The 19,740-nt window shown below is 66.7% G+C and carries 20 protein-coding genes; 15 read left to right on the top strand and 5 right to left on the bottom strand.

Features of this window, described 5'->3' with window-relative positions:
* Positions 1-22 precede the first annotated feature (22 nt).
* The 8 genes from bamA to CFB46_RS14530 all read left to right on the top strand — a co-directional run bounded on the left by bamA (position 23) and on the right by CFB46_RS14530 (position 8,036).
* Positions 23-2,332, top strand: coding sequence for an outer membrane protein assembly factor BamA (bamA, locus tag CFB46_RS14565; RefSeq protein WP_034185424.1), 2,310 nt, complete (start codon positions 23-25; stop codon positions 2,330-2,332).
* Between the two features lie 64 nt (positions 2,333-2,396).
* Complete coding sequence (locus tag CFB46_RS14560) at positions 2,397-2,894, top strand: OmpH family outer membrane protein (RefSeq protein WP_034185423.1); 498 nt, start codon at positions 2,397-2,399, stop codon at positions 2,892-2,894.
* A gap of 16 nt (positions 2,895-2,910) precedes the next feature.
* Positions 2,911-3,990, top strand: coding sequence for a UDP-3-O-(3-hydroxymyristoyl)glucosamine N-acyltransferase (lpxD, locus tag CFB46_RS14555; RefSeq protein ID WP_027784764.1), 1,080 nt, complete (start codon positions 2,911-2,913; stop codon positions 3,988-3,990).
* A gap of 129 nt (positions 3,991-4,119) precedes the next feature.
* Positions 4,120-4,587 (top strand): 3-hydroxyacyl-ACP dehydratase FabZ, encoded by a 468-nt coding sequence (gene fabZ, locus CFB46_RS14550; protein ID WP_027784763.1) that lies wholly within the window; start codon positions 4,120-4,122, stop codon positions 4,585-4,587.
* Between the two features lie 67 nt (positions 4,588-4,654).
* A complete protein-coding gene (gene lpxA / locus CFB46_RS14545) occupies positions 4,655-5,443 on the top strand; it encodes an acyl-ACP--UDP-N-acetylglucosamine O-acyltransferase (RefSeq protein WP_027784762.1) in 789 nt (262 codons plus the stop codon).
* Positions 5,444-5,446: 3 nt separating this feature from the next.
* Positions 5,447-6,616 (top strand): lipid-A-disaccharide synthase, encoded by a 1,170-nt coding sequence (gene lpxB, locus CFB46_RS14540; protein ID WP_027784761.1) that lies wholly within the window; start codon positions 5,447-5,449, stop codon positions 6,614-6,616.
* Positions 6,613-7,257 (top strand): ribonuclease HII, encoded by a 645-nt coding sequence (gene rnhB / locus CFB46_RS14535; RefSeq protein WP_027784760.1) that lies wholly within the window; start codon positions 6,613-6,615, stop codon positions 7,255-7,257. Before lpxB ends, rnhB begins: the two co-directional genes overlap by 4 nt.
* Positions 7,254-8,036: a TrmH family RNA methyltransferase gene (locus tag CFB46_RS14530; RefSeq protein WP_027784759.1), complete on the top strand. Its 783-nt coding sequence runs from the start codon at positions 7,254-7,256 to the stop codon at positions 8,034-8,036. Before rnhB ends, CFB46_RS14530 begins: the two co-directional genes overlap by 4 nt.
* Positions 8,037-8,133: 97 nt before the next feature.
* On the opposite strand, the gene ppsR is transcribed toward CFB46_RS14530, so the two are convergent.
* Complete coding sequence (gene ppsR / locus CFB46_RS14525; RefSeq protein ID WP_027784758.1) at positions 8,134-8,949, bottom strand: posphoenolpyruvate synthetase regulatory kinase/phosphorylase PpsR; 816 nt, start codon at positions 8,947-8,949, stop codon at positions 8,134-8,136.
* Between the two features lie 377 nt (positions 8,950-9,326).
* Between ppsR and ppsA the strand changes: the two genes are divergently transcribed.
* From ppsA to CFB46_RS14510, 3 genes are all read left to right on the top strand, one after another.
* Positions 9,327-11,726 carry a phosphoenolpyruvate synthase gene (gene ppsA, locus CFB46_RS14520; RefSeq protein ID WP_027784757.1) on the top strand — a complete coding sequence of 800 codons (2,400 nt, stop codon included), beginning with the start codon at positions 9,327-9,329 and terminating at the stop codon, positions 11,724-11,726.
* A gap of 203 nt (positions 11,727-11,929) precedes the next feature.
* Complete coding sequence (locus tag CFB46_RS14515) at positions 11,930-12,364, top strand: NfeD family protein (RefSeq protein WP_027784756.1); 435 nt, start codon at positions 11,930-11,932, stop codon at positions 12,362-12,364.
* Positions 12,365-12,396: 32 nt separating this feature from the next.
* Positions 12,397-13,332, top strand: coding sequence for an SPFH domain-containing protein (locus tag CFB46_RS14510; RefSeq protein WP_027784755.1), 936 nt, complete (start codon positions 12,397-12,399; stop codon positions 13,330-13,332).
* Between the two features lie 154 nt (positions 13,333-13,486).
* Here the strand turns inward: CFB46_RS14510 and smpB are convergent, their stop codons facing one another.
* Positions 13,487-13,933 carry an SsrA-binding protein SmpB gene (gene smpB, locus CFB46_RS14505; RefSeq protein WP_027784754.1) on the bottom strand — a complete coding sequence of 149 codons (447 nt, stop codon included), beginning with the start codon at positions 13,931-13,933 and terminating at the stop codon, positions 13,487-13,489.
* A gap of 99 nt (positions 13,934-14,032) precedes the next feature.
* Between smpB and CFB46_RS14500 the strand changes: the two genes are divergently transcribed.
* Together CFB46_RS14500 and CFB46_RS14495 are read left to right on the top strand one after the other, a co-directional pair.
* Positions 14,033-14,470: a type II toxin-antitoxin system RatA family toxin gene (locus CFB46_RS14500; protein ID WP_027784753.1), complete on the top strand. Its 438-nt coding sequence runs from the start codon at positions 14,033-14,035 to the stop codon at positions 14,468-14,470.
* A gap of 4 nt (positions 14,471-14,474) precedes the next feature.
* Positions 14,475-14,798 carry an RnfH family protein gene (locus CFB46_RS14495; protein ID WP_027784752.1) on the top strand — a complete coding sequence of 108 codons (324 nt, stop codon included), beginning with the start codon at positions 14,475-14,477 and terminating at the stop codon, positions 14,796-14,798.
* A gap of 42 nt (positions 14,799-14,840) precedes the next feature.
* Here CFB46_RS14495 and CFB46_RS14490 read toward each other — a convergent pair whose 3' ends face one another.
* From CFB46_RS14490 to CFB46_RS14480, 3 genes are all read right to left on the bottom strand, one after another.
* On the bottom strand, positions 14,841-15,806 hold the full coding sequence (locus CFB46_RS14490; protein ID WP_027784751.1) for a DMT family transporter: 966 nt from the start codon (positions 15,804-15,806) through the stop codon (positions 14,841-14,843).
* 122 nt (positions 15,807-15,928) lie between these two features.
* Positions 15,929-16,615 carry a Vgb family protein gene (locus CFB46_RS14485; RefSeq protein WP_027784750.1) on the bottom strand — a complete coding sequence of 229 codons (687 nt, stop codon included), beginning with the start codon at positions 16,613-16,615 and terminating at the stop codon, positions 15,929-15,931.
* A gap of 31 nt (positions 16,616-16,646) precedes the next feature.
* Positions 16,647-17,867, bottom strand: a complete 1,221-nt coding sequence (locus tag CFB46_RS14480; RefSeq protein WP_027784749.1) for a hypothetical protein — start codon at positions 17,865-17,867, stop codon at positions 16,647-16,649.
* Between the two features lie 114 nt (positions 17,868-17,981).
* Here CFB46_RS14480 and CFB46_RS14475 point away from each other — a divergent pair, with 114 nt between their 5' ends.
* On the top strand, positions 17,982-18,746 hold the full coding sequence (locus tag CFB46_RS14475) for a DUF899 domain-containing protein (protein WP_027784748.1): 765 nt from the start codon (positions 17,982-17,984) through the stop codon (positions 18,744-18,746).
* 27 nt (positions 18,747-18,773) lie between these two features.
* Complete coding sequence (locus tag CFB46_RS14470) at positions 18,774-19,586, top strand: DUF2182 domain-containing protein (protein WP_027784747.1); 813 nt, start codon at positions 18,774-18,776, stop codon at positions 19,584-19,586.
* Positions 19,587-19,740 lie beyond the last annotated feature (154 nt).

The following is a 19,740-nucleotide window of genomic DNA, read 5'->3' as shown; positions in this document are numbered from 1 at the left end:
TGCAGCTAAATACTGGGGATGCATGTTGTTCAAACCTCATCGCTTTGTACCTAAGACAGTTGCAGCGGCCGCGCTCGCCGCGCACGGCCTCGCGGCGCATGCAGCGGCACCGTTCGTGGTGCAAGACATCAAGATCGAGGGGCTGCAGCGCGTCGAAGCGGGTTCGGTGTTCGCCTATCTGCCGATCAAGCAGGGCGATACCTTCACGGACGACAAGGCATCCGAAGCAATCCGCGCGTTGTACGCGACGGGCTTTTTCAACGACGTTCGCATCGCCACGCAGGGCAACGTCGTGATCGTGCAGGTGCAGGAGCGTCCGGCCATCGCGTCGATCGACTTCACCGGCACGAAGGAATTCGACAAGGACAACCTGACGAAGGCGCTGCGCGCGGTCGGCCTCGCCGATGGCCGCTACTACGACAAGGCGCTCGTCGACAAGGCGGAGCAGGAGCTCAAGCGCCAGTACCTGACGCGCGGCTTCTATGCGGCCGAGGTCAAGACGACGATCACGCCGGTCGACGCGAACCGCGTGTCGATCCTGTTCGCGGTCGCCGAAGGCCCGAGCGCGAAGATCCGCCAGATCAACTTCATCGGCAACAAGGCGTTCAGCACCAGCACGCTGCGCGACGAGATGCAGCTGTCGACGCCGAACTGGTTCTCCTGGTACACGAAGAACGACCTGTACTCGAAGGAAAAGCTCACGGGCGACCTCGAGGCCGTGCGTTCGTACTACCTGAACCGCGGCTACCTCGAGTTCAACATCGAGTCGACCCAGGTGTCGATCTCGCCGGACAAGAAGGACATGTACCTGACGGTCACGCTGCACGAAGGCGAGCCGTACACGGTGTCGGGCATCAAGCTGTCGGGCAACCTGCTCGATCGCGAGGCCGAACTCAACAAGCTGATCAAGATCAAGCCGGGCGACCGCTTCTCGGCCGAAAAGCTGCAGCAGACCACCAAGTCGATCGTCGACAAGCTCGGCGAATACGGCTATGCATTCGCGACCGTCAACGCGCAGCCGGACATCGACCAGGCGAACCACAAGGTGAACCTGAACCTCGTCGTCGACCCGAGCCGCCGCGTGTACGTGCGCCGCATCAACGTGGTCGGCAACACGCGCACGCGCGACGAAGTGGTGCGCCGCGAAATGCGCCAGCTCGAAAGCTCGTGGTTCGACTCGAACCGCCTCGCGCTGTCGAAGGACCGCGTGAACCGTCTCGGCTACTTCACCAACGTCGACGTGACGACGGTGCCGGTCGAAGGCACGAACGACCAGGTCGACGTGAACGTGAAGGTCGACGAAAAGCCGACCGGCGCGATCACGCTGGGCGCCGGCTTCTCGTCGACGGACAAGGTCGTGCTGTCGGCCGGCGTGTCGCAGGACAACGTGTTCGGTTCGGGCACGAGCCTGTCGGTGAACGTCAACACCGCGAAGAGCTATCGTACGCTGACCGTCACGCAGGTCGACCCGTACTTCACGGTCGACGGCATCAAGCGGATCACGGACGTCTTCTACCGTACGTACCAGCCGCTCTACTATTCGACGAGCTCGAGCTTCCGGATCATCAGCGCGGGCGGCAACCTGAAATTCGGCATTCCGTTCTCGGAAGTCGACACCGTGTACTTCGGCGCGGGCTTCGAGCAGAACCGCCTCGACGTCGATTCGAACACGCCGCAGAGCTACCAGGATTACGTGAACGAGTTCGGCCGCGTGTCGAACACGGTGCCGCTGACGGTGGCGTGGTCGCGCGATGCGCGCGACAGCGCGCTGATTCCGAGCCGCGGCTACTTCACGCAGGCGAACATGGAGTACGGCGTGCCGGTCGGCAAGATCCAGTACTACAAGGCCGACCTGCAGGCGCAATACTACTATTCGTTCTCGCGCGGCTTCATCCTGGGCCTGAACCTGCAGGGCGGCTACGGTAACGGTATCGGCAACCCGTACCCGATCTTCAAGAACTACTACGCGGGCGGTATCGGCTCCGTGCGTGGCTACGAGCCGAGCTCGCTGGGCCCGCGCGACACGAAGACGAACGACCCGATCGGCGGTTCGAAGATGCTGGTCGGCAACATCGAGCTGACGTTCCCGCTGCCGGGCACGGGTTACGACCGCACGCTGCGCGTGTTCACGTTCCTCGACGGCGGTAACGTGTGGGGCAATGCGCCGGGCGGCACGAGTACGGGCTCCAACGGCCTGCGCTACGGCTACGGTGTGGGTCTCGCATGGATTTCGCCGATCGGCCCGCTGAAACTGAGTCTCGGCTTCCCGCTGCAGAAGCACGAAGGCGACCAGTACCAGAAATTCCAGTTCCAGATCGGGACGGCGTTCTGACCGAACGCATGACAACAGCAACGAGAGGGTAATTTTGCTAACCGGTAAGTTTTCGAAACGAGTGATGTGCGCGCTGACCGTTGCGCTGGCCCTGGGCGCGGCAACGGTGCACGCACAGGACGTCGCCCGCATCGCGGCGGTCAATTCGGATCGGATCCTGCGCGAGTCGGCGCCCGCGAAAGCGGCGCAGACGAAGCTCGAAGCCGAGTTCGCGAAGCGCGACAAGGATCTGCAGGATCTGGCGGCGCGTCTGAAGTCGATGTCCGATTCGCTGGACAAGGGCGGCACGTCGCTGTCGGCGGCCGATCGCGCGCAGAAGCAGCGCGATCTCGCTCAGCTCGACACCGACTTCCAGCGCAAGCAGCGCGAGTTCCGCGAAGACCTGAACCAGCGTCGCAACGAGGAACTGGCGGCCGTGCTGGAGCGGGCGAACAAGGTCATCAAGCAGATCGCCGAGCAGCAGAACTACGACCTGATCGTGCAGGAAGCCGTGTACGTCAGCCCGCGCATCGACATCACCGACAAGGTGCTCAAGGCGCTCGCGTCCGGCTCGACGAACTGAACGGAGCAGACGACGAATGGCATTGACGCTCGATGAACTCGTAAAGCGGTTCGGCGGCGAGATCGCCGGCGATGCACAGTGCACGGTCGGCGGCCTCGCGCCGCTCGACCAGGCAGGCCCTCAGCAACTCGCGTTTCTTGCGAACCCGAAGTACCTGTCGCAGGTCGAGACGACCCGCGCCGGCGCGGTGCTGATCGCGCCGAAGGATCTCGAAAAGCTGGGTGCGGCCGCCAAAGCCCGCAATTTCATCGTGACGCCGAATCCGTACGCGTACTTCGCGCGCGTCGCGCAGATGTTCATCGATCTCGCCATGCCGCCGCGCGCGGCCGGCGTGCATCCGAGCGCGACGATCGATCCGGCGGCGAAGGTCGCCGCGACCGCGGTGATCGGCCCGCACGTGACGGTCGAGGCCGGCGCGGTGATCGAAGACGGCGTACAGCTCGACGCGAACGTATTCGTTGGCCGCGGCACGACGATCGGCGCCGGCTCGCATTTCTATCCGAACGCATCGGTGTACCACGGCTGCAAGATCGGCCCGCGCGCGATCGTCCATTCGGGCGCCGTGATCGGCTCGGACGGCTTCGGCTTCGCACCGGATTTCGTCGGCGACGGCGACGCGCGCACCGGCAGCTGGGTCAAGATCCCGCAGGTCGGCGGCGTGACGATCGGCCCGGACGTCGAAATCGGCGCGAACACGACGATCGACCGCGGCGCGATGGCGGATACCGTCATCGAGGAATGCGTGAAGATCGACAACCAGGTCCAGATCGGCCACAACTGCCGGATCGGCGCGTACACGGTGATCGCCGGCAGCGCCGGCATCGCGGGCAGCACGACGATCGGCCGCCATTGCATGATCGGCGGCGCGGCGGGGATCGCCGGCCACGTGACGCTCGGCGATTATGTGATCATCACCGCGAAGTCGGGCGTATCGAAGTCGCTGCCGAAGGCCGGCATCTATACCAGCGCGTTCCCGGCCGTCGACCACGGCGAATGGAACAAGAGCGCCGCGCTCGTGCGCAACCTCGACAAGCTGCGCGAGCGCATCAAGGCGCTCGAAGCCGCGCTCGCCGCCCAGGGCGGCACCCACGCCTGAGCGCATCATGCGAGACCACGAACCGGGCACGGCCAGCGCAACCGGCCCGGTTTGTCAGACTGGGCCGCGCGGCGGCCCGCTTCAGCCTTTGCATCACCACCGCGCAGCCTCTGCGTGAGACGAACCATCATGAGCACTGAAAAAATCAATCTCGACATCCACAAGATCCTCACGCTGCTGCCGCATCGCTACCCGATTCTGCTCGTCGATCGCGTGCTCGAACTCGAGCCGCACAAAGGGATCAAAGCGCTGAAGAACGTGTCGATCAACGAGCCGTTCTTCCAGGGGCACTTCCCGAAGCGGCCGGTGATGCCGGGCGTGCTGATCCTCGAGGCGCTCGCCCAGGCCGCGGCGCTGCTGACGTTCGCGGAAGAGACGCCGAAGGATCCGGAAAACACGCTGTATTACTTCGTCGGGATCGACGGTGCCCGCTTCAAGCGCGTGGTCGAACCGGGCGACCAGCTGATCCTGAACGTGACGTTCGAGCGCTACATCCGCGGCATCTGGAAATTCAAGGCGGTGGCGGAAGTGGACGGCAAGGTGGCGGCGGAAGCCGAACTGATGTGCACGGTCAAGACGGCCGACGCGGCGCCCTGAGCGACGCGGCACGCATGGGTAACGTAACGCGAGCAACGCGACACATCATATCGAGAGGCAACGGCGCATGACCAGGATTCATCCTACCGCGATCGTCGAGCCGGGCGCGCAGATCGACGAATCGGTCGAGATCGGCCCGTACGCGATCGTGGGCCCGCACGTCACGATCGGCGCGCGCACGACGATCGGCTCGCACAGCGTGATCGAAGGCCATACGACGCTCGGCGAGGACAACCGCATCGGCCATTACGCGTCGGTCGGCGGCCGTCCGCAGGACATGAAGTACAAGGACGAACCGACCCGGCTCGTGATCGGCAATCGCAACACGATCCGCGAATTCACGACGATTCACACGGGCACCGTGCAGGACGTCGGCGTGACGACGCTCGGCGACGACAACTGGATCATGGCCTATGTGCACATCGGCCACGACTGCACCGTCGGCAGCCACGTGATCCTGTCGAGCAACGCGCAGATGGCGGGCCACGTCGAGATCGGCGACTGGGCGATCGTCGGCGGCATGTCGGGCGTGCACCAGTTCGTGCGCATCGGCGCGCATTCGATGCTGGGTGGCGCATCGGCGCTCGTGCAGGACATTCCGCCGTTCGTGATCGCGGCGGGCAACAAGGCCGAGCCGCACGGGATCAACGTCGAAGGGCTGCGCCGGCGCGGCTTCTCGGCCGACGCGATCTCGGCGCTGCGCAGCGCGTACCGCGTGCTGTACAAGAACGGCCTGTCGCTCGAGGAAGCGAAGGTGCAACTGAGCGAGCTCGCGCAAGCGGGCGGCGAAGGCGATGCACCGGTGAAGGCGCTCGTCGAGTTCGTCGTCGCGTCGCAACGCGGCATCATCCGCTAGGCGATGCCGCTCCCGACCAACCAGCTCCGGCTCGCGATGGTGGCCGGCGAGCCGTCGGGCGACCTGCTCGCGGCGTCGCTGCTCGGCGGCCTGCGCGAGCGGCTGCCCGAATCGGCCCAGTATTACGGGATCGGCGGGCCGCGCATGATCGCGCAGGGCTTCGACTCGCACTGGCAGATGGACAAGCTGACGGTGCGCGGCTATGTCGAGGCGCTGGGCCAGATTCCCGAGATCCTGCGGATTCGCGGCGAACTGAAGCGCCAGTTGCTCGCCGAGCGGCCGGATGCGTTCATCGGCGTCGATGCGCCCGATTTCAACTTCAACGTCGAACAGGCCGCGCGCGACGCGGGCATCCCGTCGATCCACTTCGTGTGCCCGTCGATCTGGGCGTGGCGCGGCGGCCGGATCAAGAAGATCGCGAAGTCCGTCGATCACATGCTGTGCCTGTTCCCGTTCGAACCGGCGATTCTCGACAAGGCCGGCGTCGCATCGACCTACGTCGGCCATCCGCTCGCCGACGACATTCCGCTCGAACCCGACACGCACGGCGCGCGCATCGCGCTGGGTCTGCCGGCCGACGGTCCCGTGATCGCGGTGCTGCCGGGCAGCCGGCGCTCGGAGATCGCGCTGATCGGCCCGACGTTCTTCGCGGCGATGGCGCTGATGCAGCAGCGCGAGCCCGGCGTGCGGTTCGTGATGCCGGCCGCGACGCCTGCACTGCGCGAACTGCTGCAGCCGCTCGTCGACGCGCACCCGCAGCTCGCGTTGACGATCACCGACGGCCGTTCGCAGGTCGCGATGACGGCCGCCGACGCGATCCTCGTGAAGAGCGGCACCGTCACGCTGGAAGCCGCGCTGCTGAAGAAGCCGATGGTGATCTCGTACAAGGTGCCCTGGCTGACCGGGCAGATCATGCGTCGGCAGGGCTACCTGCCGTATGTCGGCTTGCCGAACATCCTGGCGGGGCGCTTCGTCGTGCCCGAACTGTTGCAGCATTTCGCGACGCCCGAGGCGCTGGCCGATGCGACGCTCACGCAACTGCGCGACGACGCGAACCGCCGCACGCTGACCGAAGTATTTACCGAAATGCATCTTTCGCTGCGGCAGAACACGGCCGCGAAGGCGGCCGAGGCCGTCGTGCGCGTGCTCGAACAACGCAAGGGGCGCGCATGACCGCGGTCCGTGCACCCCGCCGCCGCGCGTCGAGCGACGGGCAGGGCGGTTTCGATTTCAGCCGTCCGGACGAGATCGTCTGCGGTGTCGACGAAGCAGGCCGCGGCCCGCTCGCGGGTCCGGTGGTGGCCGCCGCGGTGATTCTCGATCCGGCCCGGCCGATCGACGGGCTCGACGATTCGAAAGTGCTGTCGGCGAAGAAGCGCGACATGCTGTACGACCTGATCGTCGCGCGTTCGCACGCGTATTGCGTCGCGTCGGCGAGCGTCGACGAGATCGATACGCTGAACATCCTGCACGCGACGATGCTCGCGATGAAGCGGGCCGTCGAGGGGCTGTCGGTGCTGCCGACGCTCGCGCAGATCGACGGCAACCGGTGCCCGACGCTGACCGTGCGTGCCGAGGCGATCGTCAGCGGCGACGCGCTCGTGCCGAGCATCTCGGCCGCATCGATCCTCGCGAAGGTCACGCGCGACCGGATGCTGGTCGACCTGCACGAACGCTTCCCGGTGTACGGCTTCAACGTGCATGCGGGCTACGGCACCGCGAAACATCTTGCCGCATTGCGCGAGCACGGCCCGTGCGAAGCGCATCGGCGCTCGTTCGCGCCCGTCCGTGAAGCGCTCGATCTGATTCGATGAAAAGCATTACTTCCCGCGACAACCCGCTGTACAAGCGCCTGAAGGCGCTCGCGGGTTCGACGCCCCATCAGCGCCGCAGCGGCCAGGCGCTGCTCGAAGGGTTCCACCTGGCGAGCGCGTACCTCGATACGGGTGCGACACCCGAGCTGTGCGTCACGACCGAAGGCGCGCTCGGCCACGCCGAGGCGCAGGCGATCGTCGCGCGTATCGACGCGCAGCGGATCGTCACGCTGCCGGACGCGCTGTTCGGGCAATTGTCGAACGTCGTCAACGGCGTCGGCTTCCTGCTGCTGGTCGATCGGCCGGCGCAACCGCTGCCCGCACGCGTGACGCACACGTCGGTCGTGCTCGACGGCGTGCAGGATGCCGGCAATGTCGGTTCGATCCTGCGCAGCGCGGCGGCGGCCGGCGTGCGTCACGTGTTCTGCGCGCCGGGGACGGCCTATGCGTGGTCGTCGAAGGTGCTGCGTTCGGGCATGGGCGCGCATTTCCTGCTGTCGATCCATGAGGATATCGAAGCCGCGTCGCTTGCCGAGCGCCTCGCCGTACCGGTCGCGCTGACCGACTCGCACGGCGCGCAGGCGGTCTACGACTGCGACCTGTCGGGGCCCGTTGCATGGGTGTTCGGCAACGAAGGCGCCGGCGTGTCGGCGTTCTGGCGCGACGCGGCCACGCATCGCGTGACGATTCCGCAGCCGGGCGGGATGGAGTCGCTGAACGTCGCCGCGGCGGCGGCAGTTTGCCTGTTCGAGCAGGTGCGGCAGCAGCGACCGGCGTGACGCCGCGCGCGCATTTGCCGTAAAACGAAACAAGGCCGCGTTTGACGCGGCCTTGTTGCTTTCGGCGACGGCCGGACGGCCGTCGGCGCGCTCGCGCTCAGTAGGACTGCCGGTCGAGGCGGATTTCCTGCAGGATCGTCGTCGCGATTTCCTCGATCGACTTGTGCGTCGACGACAGCCACTTGATTCCTTCGCGGCGCATCATCGCCTCGGCCTCGTTGATCTCGTAGCGGCAGTTCTCGGGCGCTGCATACTTGCTGCCCGGCCGGCGCTCGTTGCGGATCTCCGACAGGCGCTGCGGGTCGATCGACAGCCCGAACAGCTTGTCGCTGTACGCCGACAGCGCCGACGGCAGCTTGCCGCGTTCGAAATCCTCCGGAATCAGCGGATAGTTGGCTGCCTTCACGCCGTACTGCATCGCGAGATACAGGCTCGTCGGCGTCTTGCCGCTGCGCGACACGCCGACGAGGATCACGTCGGCCTCCGACAGGTTGCGGTTCGACTGGCCGTCGTCGTGCGCGAGCGAGAAGTTGATCGCCTCGATTCGCGTCTTGTATTCCTCGGTGTCCGCATTCTGGTGGCCACGGCCCATCGCGTGGCTCGACTTGAGTTCCAGTTCCTGCTCGAGCGGTTCGACGAAGCGCTGGAACATGTCGAGCACGAGCGCGTTCGAGCGCTTGACGATGTCGTTCGATTCGCTGTCGACGAGCGTCGTGAACACGATCGCGCGGCGGCCGTCGTGCACGGCGGCCTCGTTGATCTTCTCGACGGTCGCATAGGCCTTGTCGAGCGAGTCGACGAACGGCACGCGCACGAGGCGGAATTTCTGGTCGAACTGGGAGAGGATCGAATGCGCGAAGGTTTCGGCAGTGATCCCGGTGCCGTCGGAGACGATGAATACGGTAGGCAGCATGAATCTGGACGTCGAGCGTGAAGGGCGGTTGCGCGGGCGGCTGGAGGTGCGCCTCCAGACCCAGTGACAAGGTCGCGCCACATCCGGCAGCCGGCACGGTAGAATAGCGGCAACCTGTTGGATAAGCAATTGCGAGGGCGGGGCGCGAACGGCGCCCGGTGGCTGGGCCGCGCGATTTCCGAATTCCCGGCAAGTCTGGCGATTTGTCTGCAAATATCGCCCTTCTGCCGGGATTTTTGCAAATCGGGGTCGGGAGATTTCCGCCGCTGCGAGTGTTTATCTAACAGGTTGCGCAAGACGCGCCGCGCCTTTTTGCAAGCGCCCGCGTTCGAGCCCACTTGCGCGATCGAGTATTTTTTTCACACTTAGGGGCTTGTATGACTAACGCAGCAAACGTCGCAAAGGACCAGGCGTATGTAATTCCGTTCGAGCAGTTGCGGATGACCGATGTGGAGATCGTGGGCGGCAAGAATGCGTCGCTCGGCGAGATGATCAGCCAGCTTTCCGAAGCAGGCGTTCGCGTACCCACCGGTTTCGCCACGACCGCGCTCGCGTTCCGCGATTTCCTCAAGCACAACGACCTGACCGATCGTATCGCCAAGCGTCTCGAGTCGCTCGACATCGACGACGTGAAGGCGCTCGCCGAAGCCGGCGCCGAAATCCGCAAGTGGATCGTCGATGCGCCGCTGCAGGCGCGCCTCGAGCAGGAAATCCGCGAGCAGTTCGAAGTGCTGAAGAACGGCTCGCCGGGCGAGCTGTCGTTCGCCGTGCGCTCGTCCGCGACCGCGGAAGACCTGCCCGATGCGTCGTTCGCCGGCCAGCAGGAGTCGTATCTGAACGTCGTCGGCATCGACGACGTGCTCGACCGCATGAAGCACGTGTTCGCGTCGCTGTACAACGACCGCGCGATCTCCTACCGCGTGCACAAGGGCTTCACTCACGCCGAAGTCGCGCTGTCGGCCGGTGTGCAGCGCATGGTCCGCTCGGACGTCGGCGCCGCCGGCGTGATGTTCACGATCGATACCGAATCGGGCTTCAAGGACGCCGTGTTCATCACGTCGAGCTACGGCCTGGGCGAAACCGTCGTGCAGGGCGCGGTGAACCCGGACGAGTTCTACGTGTTCAAGACGACGCTCGCGCAGGACAAGTACCCGATCATCCGCCGCTCGATCGGCTCGAAGCTGATCAAGATGGAATTCACGCAGCCGGGCGAGCCGGGCCGCGTGAAGACGGTCGACGTGCCGCACGAGCAGCGCAACCGCTACTCGATCACCGACGAGGACGTGATCGAGCTGGCGAAGTACGCGGTCATCATCGAGAAGCACTACCAGCGTCCGATGGACATCGAGTGGGGCAAGGACGGCCGCGACGGCAAGATCTTCATCCTGCAGGCACGTCCGGAAACGGTGAAGAGCCAGGCAACGGGCAAGGCCGAGCAGCGCTTCAAGCTGAAGGGCCAGTCGCAGGTGCTCGCGACGGGTCGTGCGATCGGCCAGAAGATCGGTGCGGGCCCCGTGCGCGTGATCCAGGATCCGTCGGAAATGGAACGCGTGCAGCCGGGCGACGTGCTGGTGGCCGACATGACCGATCCGAACTGGGAGCCGGTGATGAAGCGTGCGGCGGCGATCGTCACGAACCGTGGCGGCCGCACCTGCCACGCGGCGATCATCGCGCGTGAGCTCGGCGTGCCGGCAGTCGTCGGCTGCGGCGATGCGACCGACATCCTGAAGGACGGCGCGCTCGTCACCGTGTCGTGCGCGGAAGGCGACGAAGGCAAGATCTACGACGGGCTGCTCGAGACGGAAGTCACGGAAGTGCAGCGCGGCGAACTGCCGGAAATCCCGGTCAAGATCATGATGAACGTCGGCAACCCGCAGCTCGCGTTCGACTTCTCGCAACTGCCGAACGCCGGCGTGGGCCTCGCGCGTCTCGAGTTCATCATCAACAACAACATCGGCGTTCACCCGAAGGCGATTCTCGAGTACCCGAACATCGACCAGGACCTGAAGAAGGCGGTCGAGAGCGTTGCGCGCGGCCACGCGTCGCCGCGTCAGTTCTACGTCGACAAGCTGACGGAAGGCGTCGCGACGATCGCGGCGGCGTTCTATCCGAAGCCCGTGATCGTGCGTCTGTCCGACTTCAAGTCGAACGAGTACAAGAAGCTGATCGGCGGTTCGCGTTACGAGCCGGACGAGGAAAACCCGATGCTGGGCTTCCGCGGCGCGTCGCGCTACATCGCCGACGATTTCGCGCAGGCGTTCGAGATGGAATGCCGTGCACTGAAGCGCGTGCGCGACGAGATGGGCCTGACCAACGTCGAGATCATGGTGCCGTTCGTGCGGACCGTGAAGCAGGCGGAGCGCGTCGTCGGCCTGCTCGACAAGTTCGGCCTGAAGCGCGGCGAAAACGGCCTGCGTCTCGTGATGATGTGCGAAGTCCCGACCAACGCGATCCTCGCCGAAGAGTTCCTGGAACACTTCGACGGTTTCTCGATCGGCTCGAACGACCTCACGCAGCTCACGCTCGGCCTCGACCGCGATTCGGGCATGGAACTGCTGGCAGTCGACTTCGACGAGCGCGACCCGGCCGTCAAGTTCCTGCTGAAGCGTGCGATCGATACCTGCCGCAAGATGGGCAAGTACGTCGGTATCTGCGGCCAGGGCCCGTCCGATCACCCGGACTTCGCGCAGTGGCTGACCGACGAAGGCATCGCGTCGATCTCGCTGAACCCCGACACGATCATCGATACGTGGCAGGCGCTCGCCAACCGGAAGTAACGGTCGGTCATGCCTTTTCATTGAAGGAGCGGCACCATCGCTCCTTCAATGAAGGCAAAATGCAAGGTTCATGCTATAAACACCCCGGTAAGCACCGGGGTGTTTTTGTTTGTCGGTACGTGTCGAACCGTCCCAGGCGTACCGGCCGCCCCTCCGGGGCAGTGAACGAGAGTGAGCATGGGGCCGTTTTCCGGGAGACCACAATGATGTCGGGGCATCTGTTCTGGTGGGGCGGGGTGGGTGTGCTGGTCGTCGCCGAGTTGCTGACGGGCACGTTCTATCTGTTGATGATCGCGCTCGGCTTTCTCGCGGGCGGGTTGTTGCACCTGGCCGGTTTCGCGCCGCACGTGCAGTTCGGCGCGGCGGCCGCGGTCGCGATCGTTGCGATGATCGTGCTGCGTCGCTCGGGGCTCGGCCGCAAGCAGAAGCGCGACACGTCGACGAATCCCGACGTCAATCTCGATATCGGCTCGACCGTCACGGTCGACGCGTGGCGTGACGGCCGCGCGCGCGTGCAGTATCGCGGGGCCGACTGGGACGTCGAACTCGCGCACGGCGAGCGCGACGATGCGCACGTGTACCAGGTGAGCGCCGTGCGCGGCAATTGCCTCGTGGTCGTGGCGAAACCCGCGGGCTGATCGTCCGCTGATACAACAAGGAGGAAATATTCATGGATTCGCTGATCATCTGGGTTGTCCTGCTCGTCATGGCGATCGTGATCGTGTCGAAGACGGTGAAGATCGTCCCGCAGCAGCATGCGTGGGTGCTCGAGCGCTTCGGGCGCTACCACGCGACGCTGTCGCCCGGCCTCAATATCGTGCTGCCGTTCGTCGATCGCATCGCGTACCGGCACATACTGAAGGAGATTCCGCTCGACGTGCCGAGCCAGGTCTGCATCACGCGCGACAACACGCAGTTGCAGGTCGACGGCGTGCTGTATTTCCAGGTGATGGATCCGATGAAGGCGTCGTACGGGTCGAGCAACTTCGTGCTCGCGATCACGCAGTTGTCGCAGACGATGCTGCGCTCGGTGATCGGCAAGCTCGAGCTCGACAAAACCTTCGAGGAGCGCGATTTCATCAACCACAGCATCGTGTCGGCACTCGACGACGCCGCGGCGAACTGGGGCGTGAAAGTGCTGCGCTACGAGATCAAGGATTTGACGCCGCCGAAGGAGATCCTGCACGCGATGCAGGCGCAGATCACCGCGGAGCGCGAAAAGCGTGCGCTGATTGCCGCGTCCGAAGGCCGCAAGCAGGAGCAGATCAACCTCGCGTCGGGTGCGCGCGAAGCCGCGATCCAGAAGTCCGAAGGCGAGCGGCAGGCGGCGATCAACCAGGCGCAGGGCGAAGCCGCCGCGATTCTGGCGGTGGCCGAGGCGAACGCGCAGGCGATCCAGAAGATCGCGAGCGCGATTCAGTCGCAAGGCGGGATGGACGCGGTGAACCTGAAGGTCGCCGAGCAGTATGTCGGCGCGTTCGCGAATCTCGCGAAGCAGGGCAACACGCTGATCGTGCCGTCGAACCTGTCGGATCTCGGCACCGCGATCTCGTCGGCGCTGACGATCGTCAAGAGCGCGGGGGCGGCGTCCGGCGCGAAGGGCTGAGCCCGATGATCGATGCGCGCGCGGCTGCCGCGTGCGCCGCGCCGTGCGGCGAATCGTCGCGCCGCCGGGTGACTAGCCGGTGCGATTCAGGGAGTCCAAAGCAACACGGCCCGCTTCGAGCGGGCCGTGTCGTTTGCGATGAACGTTGCGTGCGTCAGGTGCCGGCGCGCATGATGCGCGCCTTCTCGCGTTCCCAGTCGCGTTTCTTCTCGGTTTCGCGTTTGTCGTGCAGCTTCTTGCCCTTCGCGAGCGCGATGTCGCATTTCACGCGACCGCCCTTGTAGTGGAAGTTCAGCGGCACGAGCGTGTAGCCGCGCTGCTCGACCTTGCCGATCAGCTTCTTGATTTCCTCGCGGTGCAGCAGCAGCTTGCGCGTGCGAACCGGGTCGGGCTGGATGTGCGTCGAGGCTTCGGGCAGCGGGCTGATATGGGTCCCGATCAGAAAGATCTCGGCGTTCTTCACCACGACGTAGCCTTCCTTGATCTGGCCGCGTCCGGCGCGCAGCGCCTTGACTTCCCAGCCCTCAAGCACCAGCCCCGCCTCGTAGCGTTCCTCGATGTGATAATCGAAGTGCGCTTTCCTGTTATCGATGATGCTCATGAAAGGATCGGGCCAAGTCGTTTAAAATCACGATTTTAGCAAAGCGGGGCGAGAATCGCCCGGCTTGGCTTTCCCACTTCAAGCGATGCCGCGCGATTTATGGCAGATGTCCAGAAAACCGTATTGATCCGTCACTCGGCGGAACAGATGTTCGACCTCGTCACCGACGTGGCCGATTACCCCAATTTCCTGCCCTGGTGCGGCGGTGTCGAGATTCGCCGTCAGGACGAGAGCGGAATGGAAGCGCGCATCGACATCAACTTCAAGGGCATCAAGCAGCATTTCGCGACGCGCAACACGCAGCAGCGCCCGACGCGGATCGACATGGAGTTCACGGACGGCCCGTTCAAGAAATTCACGGGCTCGTGGCGTTTCACGGTGCTGCGCGCTGATGCGTGCAAGATCGAATTCGCGCTGCACTACGAGTTTTCGAGCATCCTGCTCGAGAAGATCATCGGGCCGGTGTTCAGCCACATCGCGAACACGTTCGTCGATTCGTTCGTGAAGCGCGCGGACCAGCGCTACGGAAAGGGGTGACGCGATGCTGTCGATCGAAGTCTGCTACGCACTGCCGGAGCGCCAGACGCTGATTCCGCTGTCGCTGCCCGAAGGGGCGACCGTGCGCTCGGCAATCGACGCGAGCGGCGTGCTCGCGCTGCACCCGGAGATCGATCTCGCGCACGCGAAGACGGGCGTCCACGGCAAGCTCGCGCCGCTCGATGCGCCGCTCGTCGATCACGACCGTGTCGAGATCTACCGTCCGCTGATCGTCGATCCGAAGCTTGCGCGCCAGCGGCGTGTCGACAAATCCCGCCGCGACGGCTCGATCGAGGGCCGCAAGTGGCTGCACAAGGACGCGCGCTGACGCGTTGTTCGCCCGGATTGGTCGGATCGAACGCCGCGGCGCTCAGTGGGCCGCGGCGTTTGCGTTTGTGGGCGCGCTGCCCGGCGTGTCGCCATGCCGTCGCACCGAGCCGTATACGCCGGCGAGCAGCAGCACGAGTGCGGCGATCTCGAGCGCATGCGGCATCCGCCGGTCGTACACGAACGCGTACAGCATCGCGAACACGGTTTCGAACACGATCAACTGACCCGACAGCGTGAGCGGCAGCCGCTTCGACGCGGCGTTCCACAGCCCGTTGCCGAGCCACGACGCGCCGATCGCGAGCACGAGATTCAGCAGCCAGAACAACTGCCAGCGCGATGCCGGGACGGCCGCCTGCACCATGCCGGCCGGCAGCGCGAGGATCGCCAGCCAGCAGAGCCCGCCGAGCAGGCCCGTCACGACACCCCACAGCACCGACCATTCGTTGCCGCCGAAGCGGTGATGGCGTTGCAGGTATCGTGTGTTCGCTACCGCATACCAGGTCCAGCTCGCGAGCGCGCCCGCCGCGCAGGCGATGCCCGCGAGCTTCCGAGCGAGCGTCGTCGCGTGCGCGGCGTCGGACGTAAACAGGTCGACGTTGATGCAGACGATGCCCGCGATCACCAGCGCGAGCGGGGCGGCGAGCCGCCGCAGCGGCACGGCGCCGCGCTCGCCGAGGCCCGCGAGCGTGACGGTCACGGGCAGCACGCCGACGATCAGCGAACTGGGCGCGATGCCGATCAGGTGCACGGCGCCGGACAGCAGCACGTAATACGCGACGTTGCCGACGATGGCGAGCTTCACCAGTGCGGCGAGATCCTCGCGAGTCAGCCGTGCGAGCAGCGAGCGGGTGGCGGGCAACGCGGCCGCGAGCGACACGAGGCCGTACATCGCGTAGCGGCCGGCGCTCAGCAGCAGCGGCGAGAAATCGGTCAGCAGCCGCGGAACGAGAAACACCATGCCCCACAGGGCGCCTGCCAGGACACCGTACACCACGCCGCGCCGCATCGACCGCTCCGAACAAATGACCGAGGTGCGCGCATCTTAGCGATGCCGCCACGGCGGCGTCTTGTTCATTCCTGCACTCGGAGCATGGTTCGGCGCGTCGCGCGGCTTCGACGGGCGGCGAATCAGTCCTCTACCGGATCGGGTGTCGCTTCTGTGCCGTCGGTGGCGGCACGCGTGCGCGCCGGGCGGCGCACGGTACGCAGCTTGCCGCTGTTGCCGCCGCCGCAGTAGAAGCGGTCATGACCGTCGGATTCAAGCCCCGCGACGCCGACGCCGGCCGGCATGTCGATCTGCTCGAGCACCTGGCCCGTGCGCGGATCGATGCGCCGCAGGTCGCTCTGGTCGGCTTCCCACGTGCCGTGCCACAGCTCGCCGTCGACCCACGTCACGCCGGTGACGAAGCGGTTCGATTCGATCGTGCGCAGCACGGCGCCCGATTGCGGATCCACCTGATGAATCTTGCGTTCGCGGTACTGGCCGACCCACAGCGTGCCTTCCGCCCACGCGAGCCCCGAATCGGCGCCGCCGCCGGGCGCCGGAATCGTCGCGAGCACGCGGCCCGATTCGGGATCGATCTTCTCGATGCGGTCCTCGACGATCTGGAACAGGTGGCGGCCGTCGAACGCGGTGCCCGCGTGCGCGGCGACGTCGAGCGAACGGACTGTCGTGCCGCGCTCGGGGTCGAGCGCATTCAGCTTGTCGCCGGACGCGTACCACACGTGCTGCCCGTCGAACGTGACGCCGTGCACGCCGTCGACACCCGGAAACGGGCCGTACTCGCGAAGGATGTCTGCAGTGGAGCGTTTCATGTTCGTCACCTCGTTGTTCGATGGGGCCATCCTAATCTCCCGGCAGCGCAACCGGGAGTAACAAGGTCGTCGCGAATCCGGGCAGCGGCGGCGTCATCCAGCGGCGCGCGCGCCCGCGGCCGAGCGCCTGAACCTTGCCGGTTTCCGCGAGCGCATCGAGCGCGCGTTGCACGGTGCGCTGGCTGGCGCCAAGTGCGAGCGCCAGCGCGGAGCTCGACCACGCTTCGCCGTCGGCGAGAAGCGCGAGCACGGCCGCATGGCGATCGTCGACCGGGCGCGCGAGGACGATGGTTTCGCGCACGCCGAGCGGTTCGAGCGCGAAGCCGCGCGGCGTCGCGACGACGTTCGCGAGCGGGCGCAGCACCGCGCGCAGCCGGCCCATTTCGACCCGCAGCCGCGCGCGATGCGATTCGTCGGCCTGTTTCGCACGGAACGCGGCGGCGACGAGTGCGTTTCTCGACACGTCGGCCGGCCACGCCTCGCCGAGCGCACGCGCGAGCACGAACAGCACTGGACGCCGCGCGAGCGATACGGTCGTGCGCGCGTCGCGCACCGTGTGGCGGCACGCGTCGACGACGAGCGCATTCGACTCGAACAGCGCCTCGACTTCGTCGAGCGGGACGAGCCGCGACGTGCCGCGTGCGATGAGCCGCGCGGCCGGTGCGTCGAGCACGCGCGCCGCGGTGTCGACCTCGGCCGTCAGCGCGGCGATGCCGGCGGCGCGGGCGGCCGTCCGCGCCCGGGCAAGTGCCGCGCGGGCCGCCTGCGTGCGAATGCGGCGCATCGCGATGCCGGCCGCGATCAATTCATGGGCGGCGCGCGACGCGGGCGGCAGCGGTGCGGGATCGAGATGCGCGAGCAGCCGCTCGGCCTCGTCGAGATGACCGATCAGCAGCAACCGGCGCACGCCGAGATAGCGGGCATGCGCGGCGTTCGCGCGGTCGCCGTGCGCGTCGAGCGTCGCGCAGGCCGCATCGAGCGCACGCGTCGGCCAGTGCAGGTCGCGCGACGCGAGCGCGATCTCGGCCTCCGCGACGACGCAGCGCGCCCGTGCGATCGCTTCCTTCGCGCCGAATGCCCGTGCGGCGCCGCGCACGAGCGCTCGCGCCCGTTCGAAATCGCCGAGTTGCGCGAGCGCGATTCCGCGTAGCGCGAGCGCCGGCGCATCGTCGCGCAGCGCGACGCGGTTCAGCGCACCGAGCGCGTCACCGGCCGCGAGCGCGCGCGCGGCCGCCGTGATCAGCGAATCCATTCGAATCCCGACACACTTGTCACTCCCTCCGGTCCGATGCCCGGCACTAATCTAGCACCACGCACACGGCTCCGTACGCCGTGCCCGGATACCCATCGGAAGGAGCAACCCGCAATGACGACTCATCTCACCGGAACACGCGACGCATGGCTGGTCGAACGCCGCGCGCTGCTCGACGCGGAAAAGGCGCTGACGCGGCAAAGCGACGAACTCGCGCGGCGGCGCCAGGCGCTGCCGTGGGTGCGCGTCGACAAGACCTACCGATTCGATACCGAAGCCGGACAGGCGACGCTCGACGACCTGTTTCGCGGCCGTTCGCAACTGCTCGTCTATCACTTCATGTTCGGTCCCGACTACAAGGCGGGCTGCCCGTCGTGCTCGGCGCTCGCCGACGGCTTCGACGGCTTCGCCGTGCATCTGGCGCACCACGACGTGACGCTCGCAGCCGTGTCGCGCGCGCCGCTCGCGAAACTGCTCGCGTACCGGCAGCGGATGGGGTGGACGTTTCCGTGGGCGTCGTCGGTCGGCAGCGATTTCAACTTCGACTTCAACGTGTCGTTCACCGAAACGCAGCAGCGCGCGGGCGACGTCGAATACAACTATGCGCGGGCCGGCCACGCGATGGACATGGATCCGCCGCCGGCGCCCGTCGTGCAGTTCGCGGCCACGTGCGGCACCGATGCGGCCACGTATTCGCGCGACCGGCCGGGGATGAGCGCGTTCGTGCGCGAGGACGGCGCCGTCTATCACACGTATTCGACCTACGCGCGTGGCCTCGACGGATTGTGGGGGATGTACCAGTGGCTCGATCGCGCGCCGCGCGGCCGCAACGAGGCCGGCCCGTGGTGGCGCCGTCACGACGAGTACGCGCGCGGCTGATCGGCCGGCTGCGAGCGGGAGCACGCGATGACACGGCCGACAACCGGCGAGACGGCCGCCGATCCGCGGGCATTCGGCGTGGCGGTCGCGGCCGTGTTCGCGGTCGCCGCGATGGCGTGGCTGGGGCAGCACGCATCGATGGCCGCGATGGGCGGCGAGCCGATGCCCGGCGGCTGGATGGCCTCGGCCGCCTGGCTGCGGCCGTGCGGTCAGGGCGCCGGGCGCGCGTTCGCGGCGTTCGCCGGAATGTGGGGCGCGATGACGGTGACGATGATGCTGCCCGTGCTCGCGCCGCAGCTCTGGCATTACCGGCAGCGCATCGGCCCGCGGACGGCGCGCTCGGCCTGGCTCGTCGTCGTCGCGGGGGCGGGATATTTCTCGGTCTGGATGGCGCTCGGAGCGCTCGTGTTTCCGGCCGGCCTCGCACTGACGGCGGCCGCCGCCCGGCTACCGGCGCTCGCCCGTGCGATGCCCTTCGTGGCCGGCGCCATCGTGCTGGCCGCGGGCGCGTTGCAATTCTCCGGATGGAAGGCGCGCCGGCTGGCGTGCTGCGGGCACGGCCGGCAGGCGGCGGCGCACGCACACCAGTCGCGAGCGTCGTCCGTCACGGCATGGTGGTACGGCGTGCGCGCTGCCATCCGGTGCGGGGCGTGTTGCGGCAACCTGATGGCGATCGCGCTGGCGGCCGGCATGATGGATCTGCGCGTGATGGCCGCCGTGACGGCGGCGATCGCCGCCGAACGCGTTGCGCCGGCCGGCGGGCGCGTCGCGAGGGTCGTCGGTTGCGGGGCGGCGGCGGGCGGCATGGCGATGATCGTCCGCGCGGCCGGGCTGGCGTGACGCACGGCAGGCAAGCCGCTTCGGCGGGTCGCCGGGCGCGCCGTGCGCGGCCGCTTCCGCCGCGGCCGCTTCCGCCGCGGCCCTGCGGCCCTGCCGCGACGCGGGCACTTGCCGCCCAGCCGCCGGTTGCGCGAATGGCTCGATGCGGCGATGA

This window comes from Burkholderia sp. HI2761 (assembly GCF_002223355.1).
GTDB lineage: Bacteria > Pseudomonadota > Gammaproteobacteria > Burkholderiales > Burkholderiaceae > Burkholderia.
This window is presented reverse-complemented; position numbering and strand designations above follow the sequence as displayed.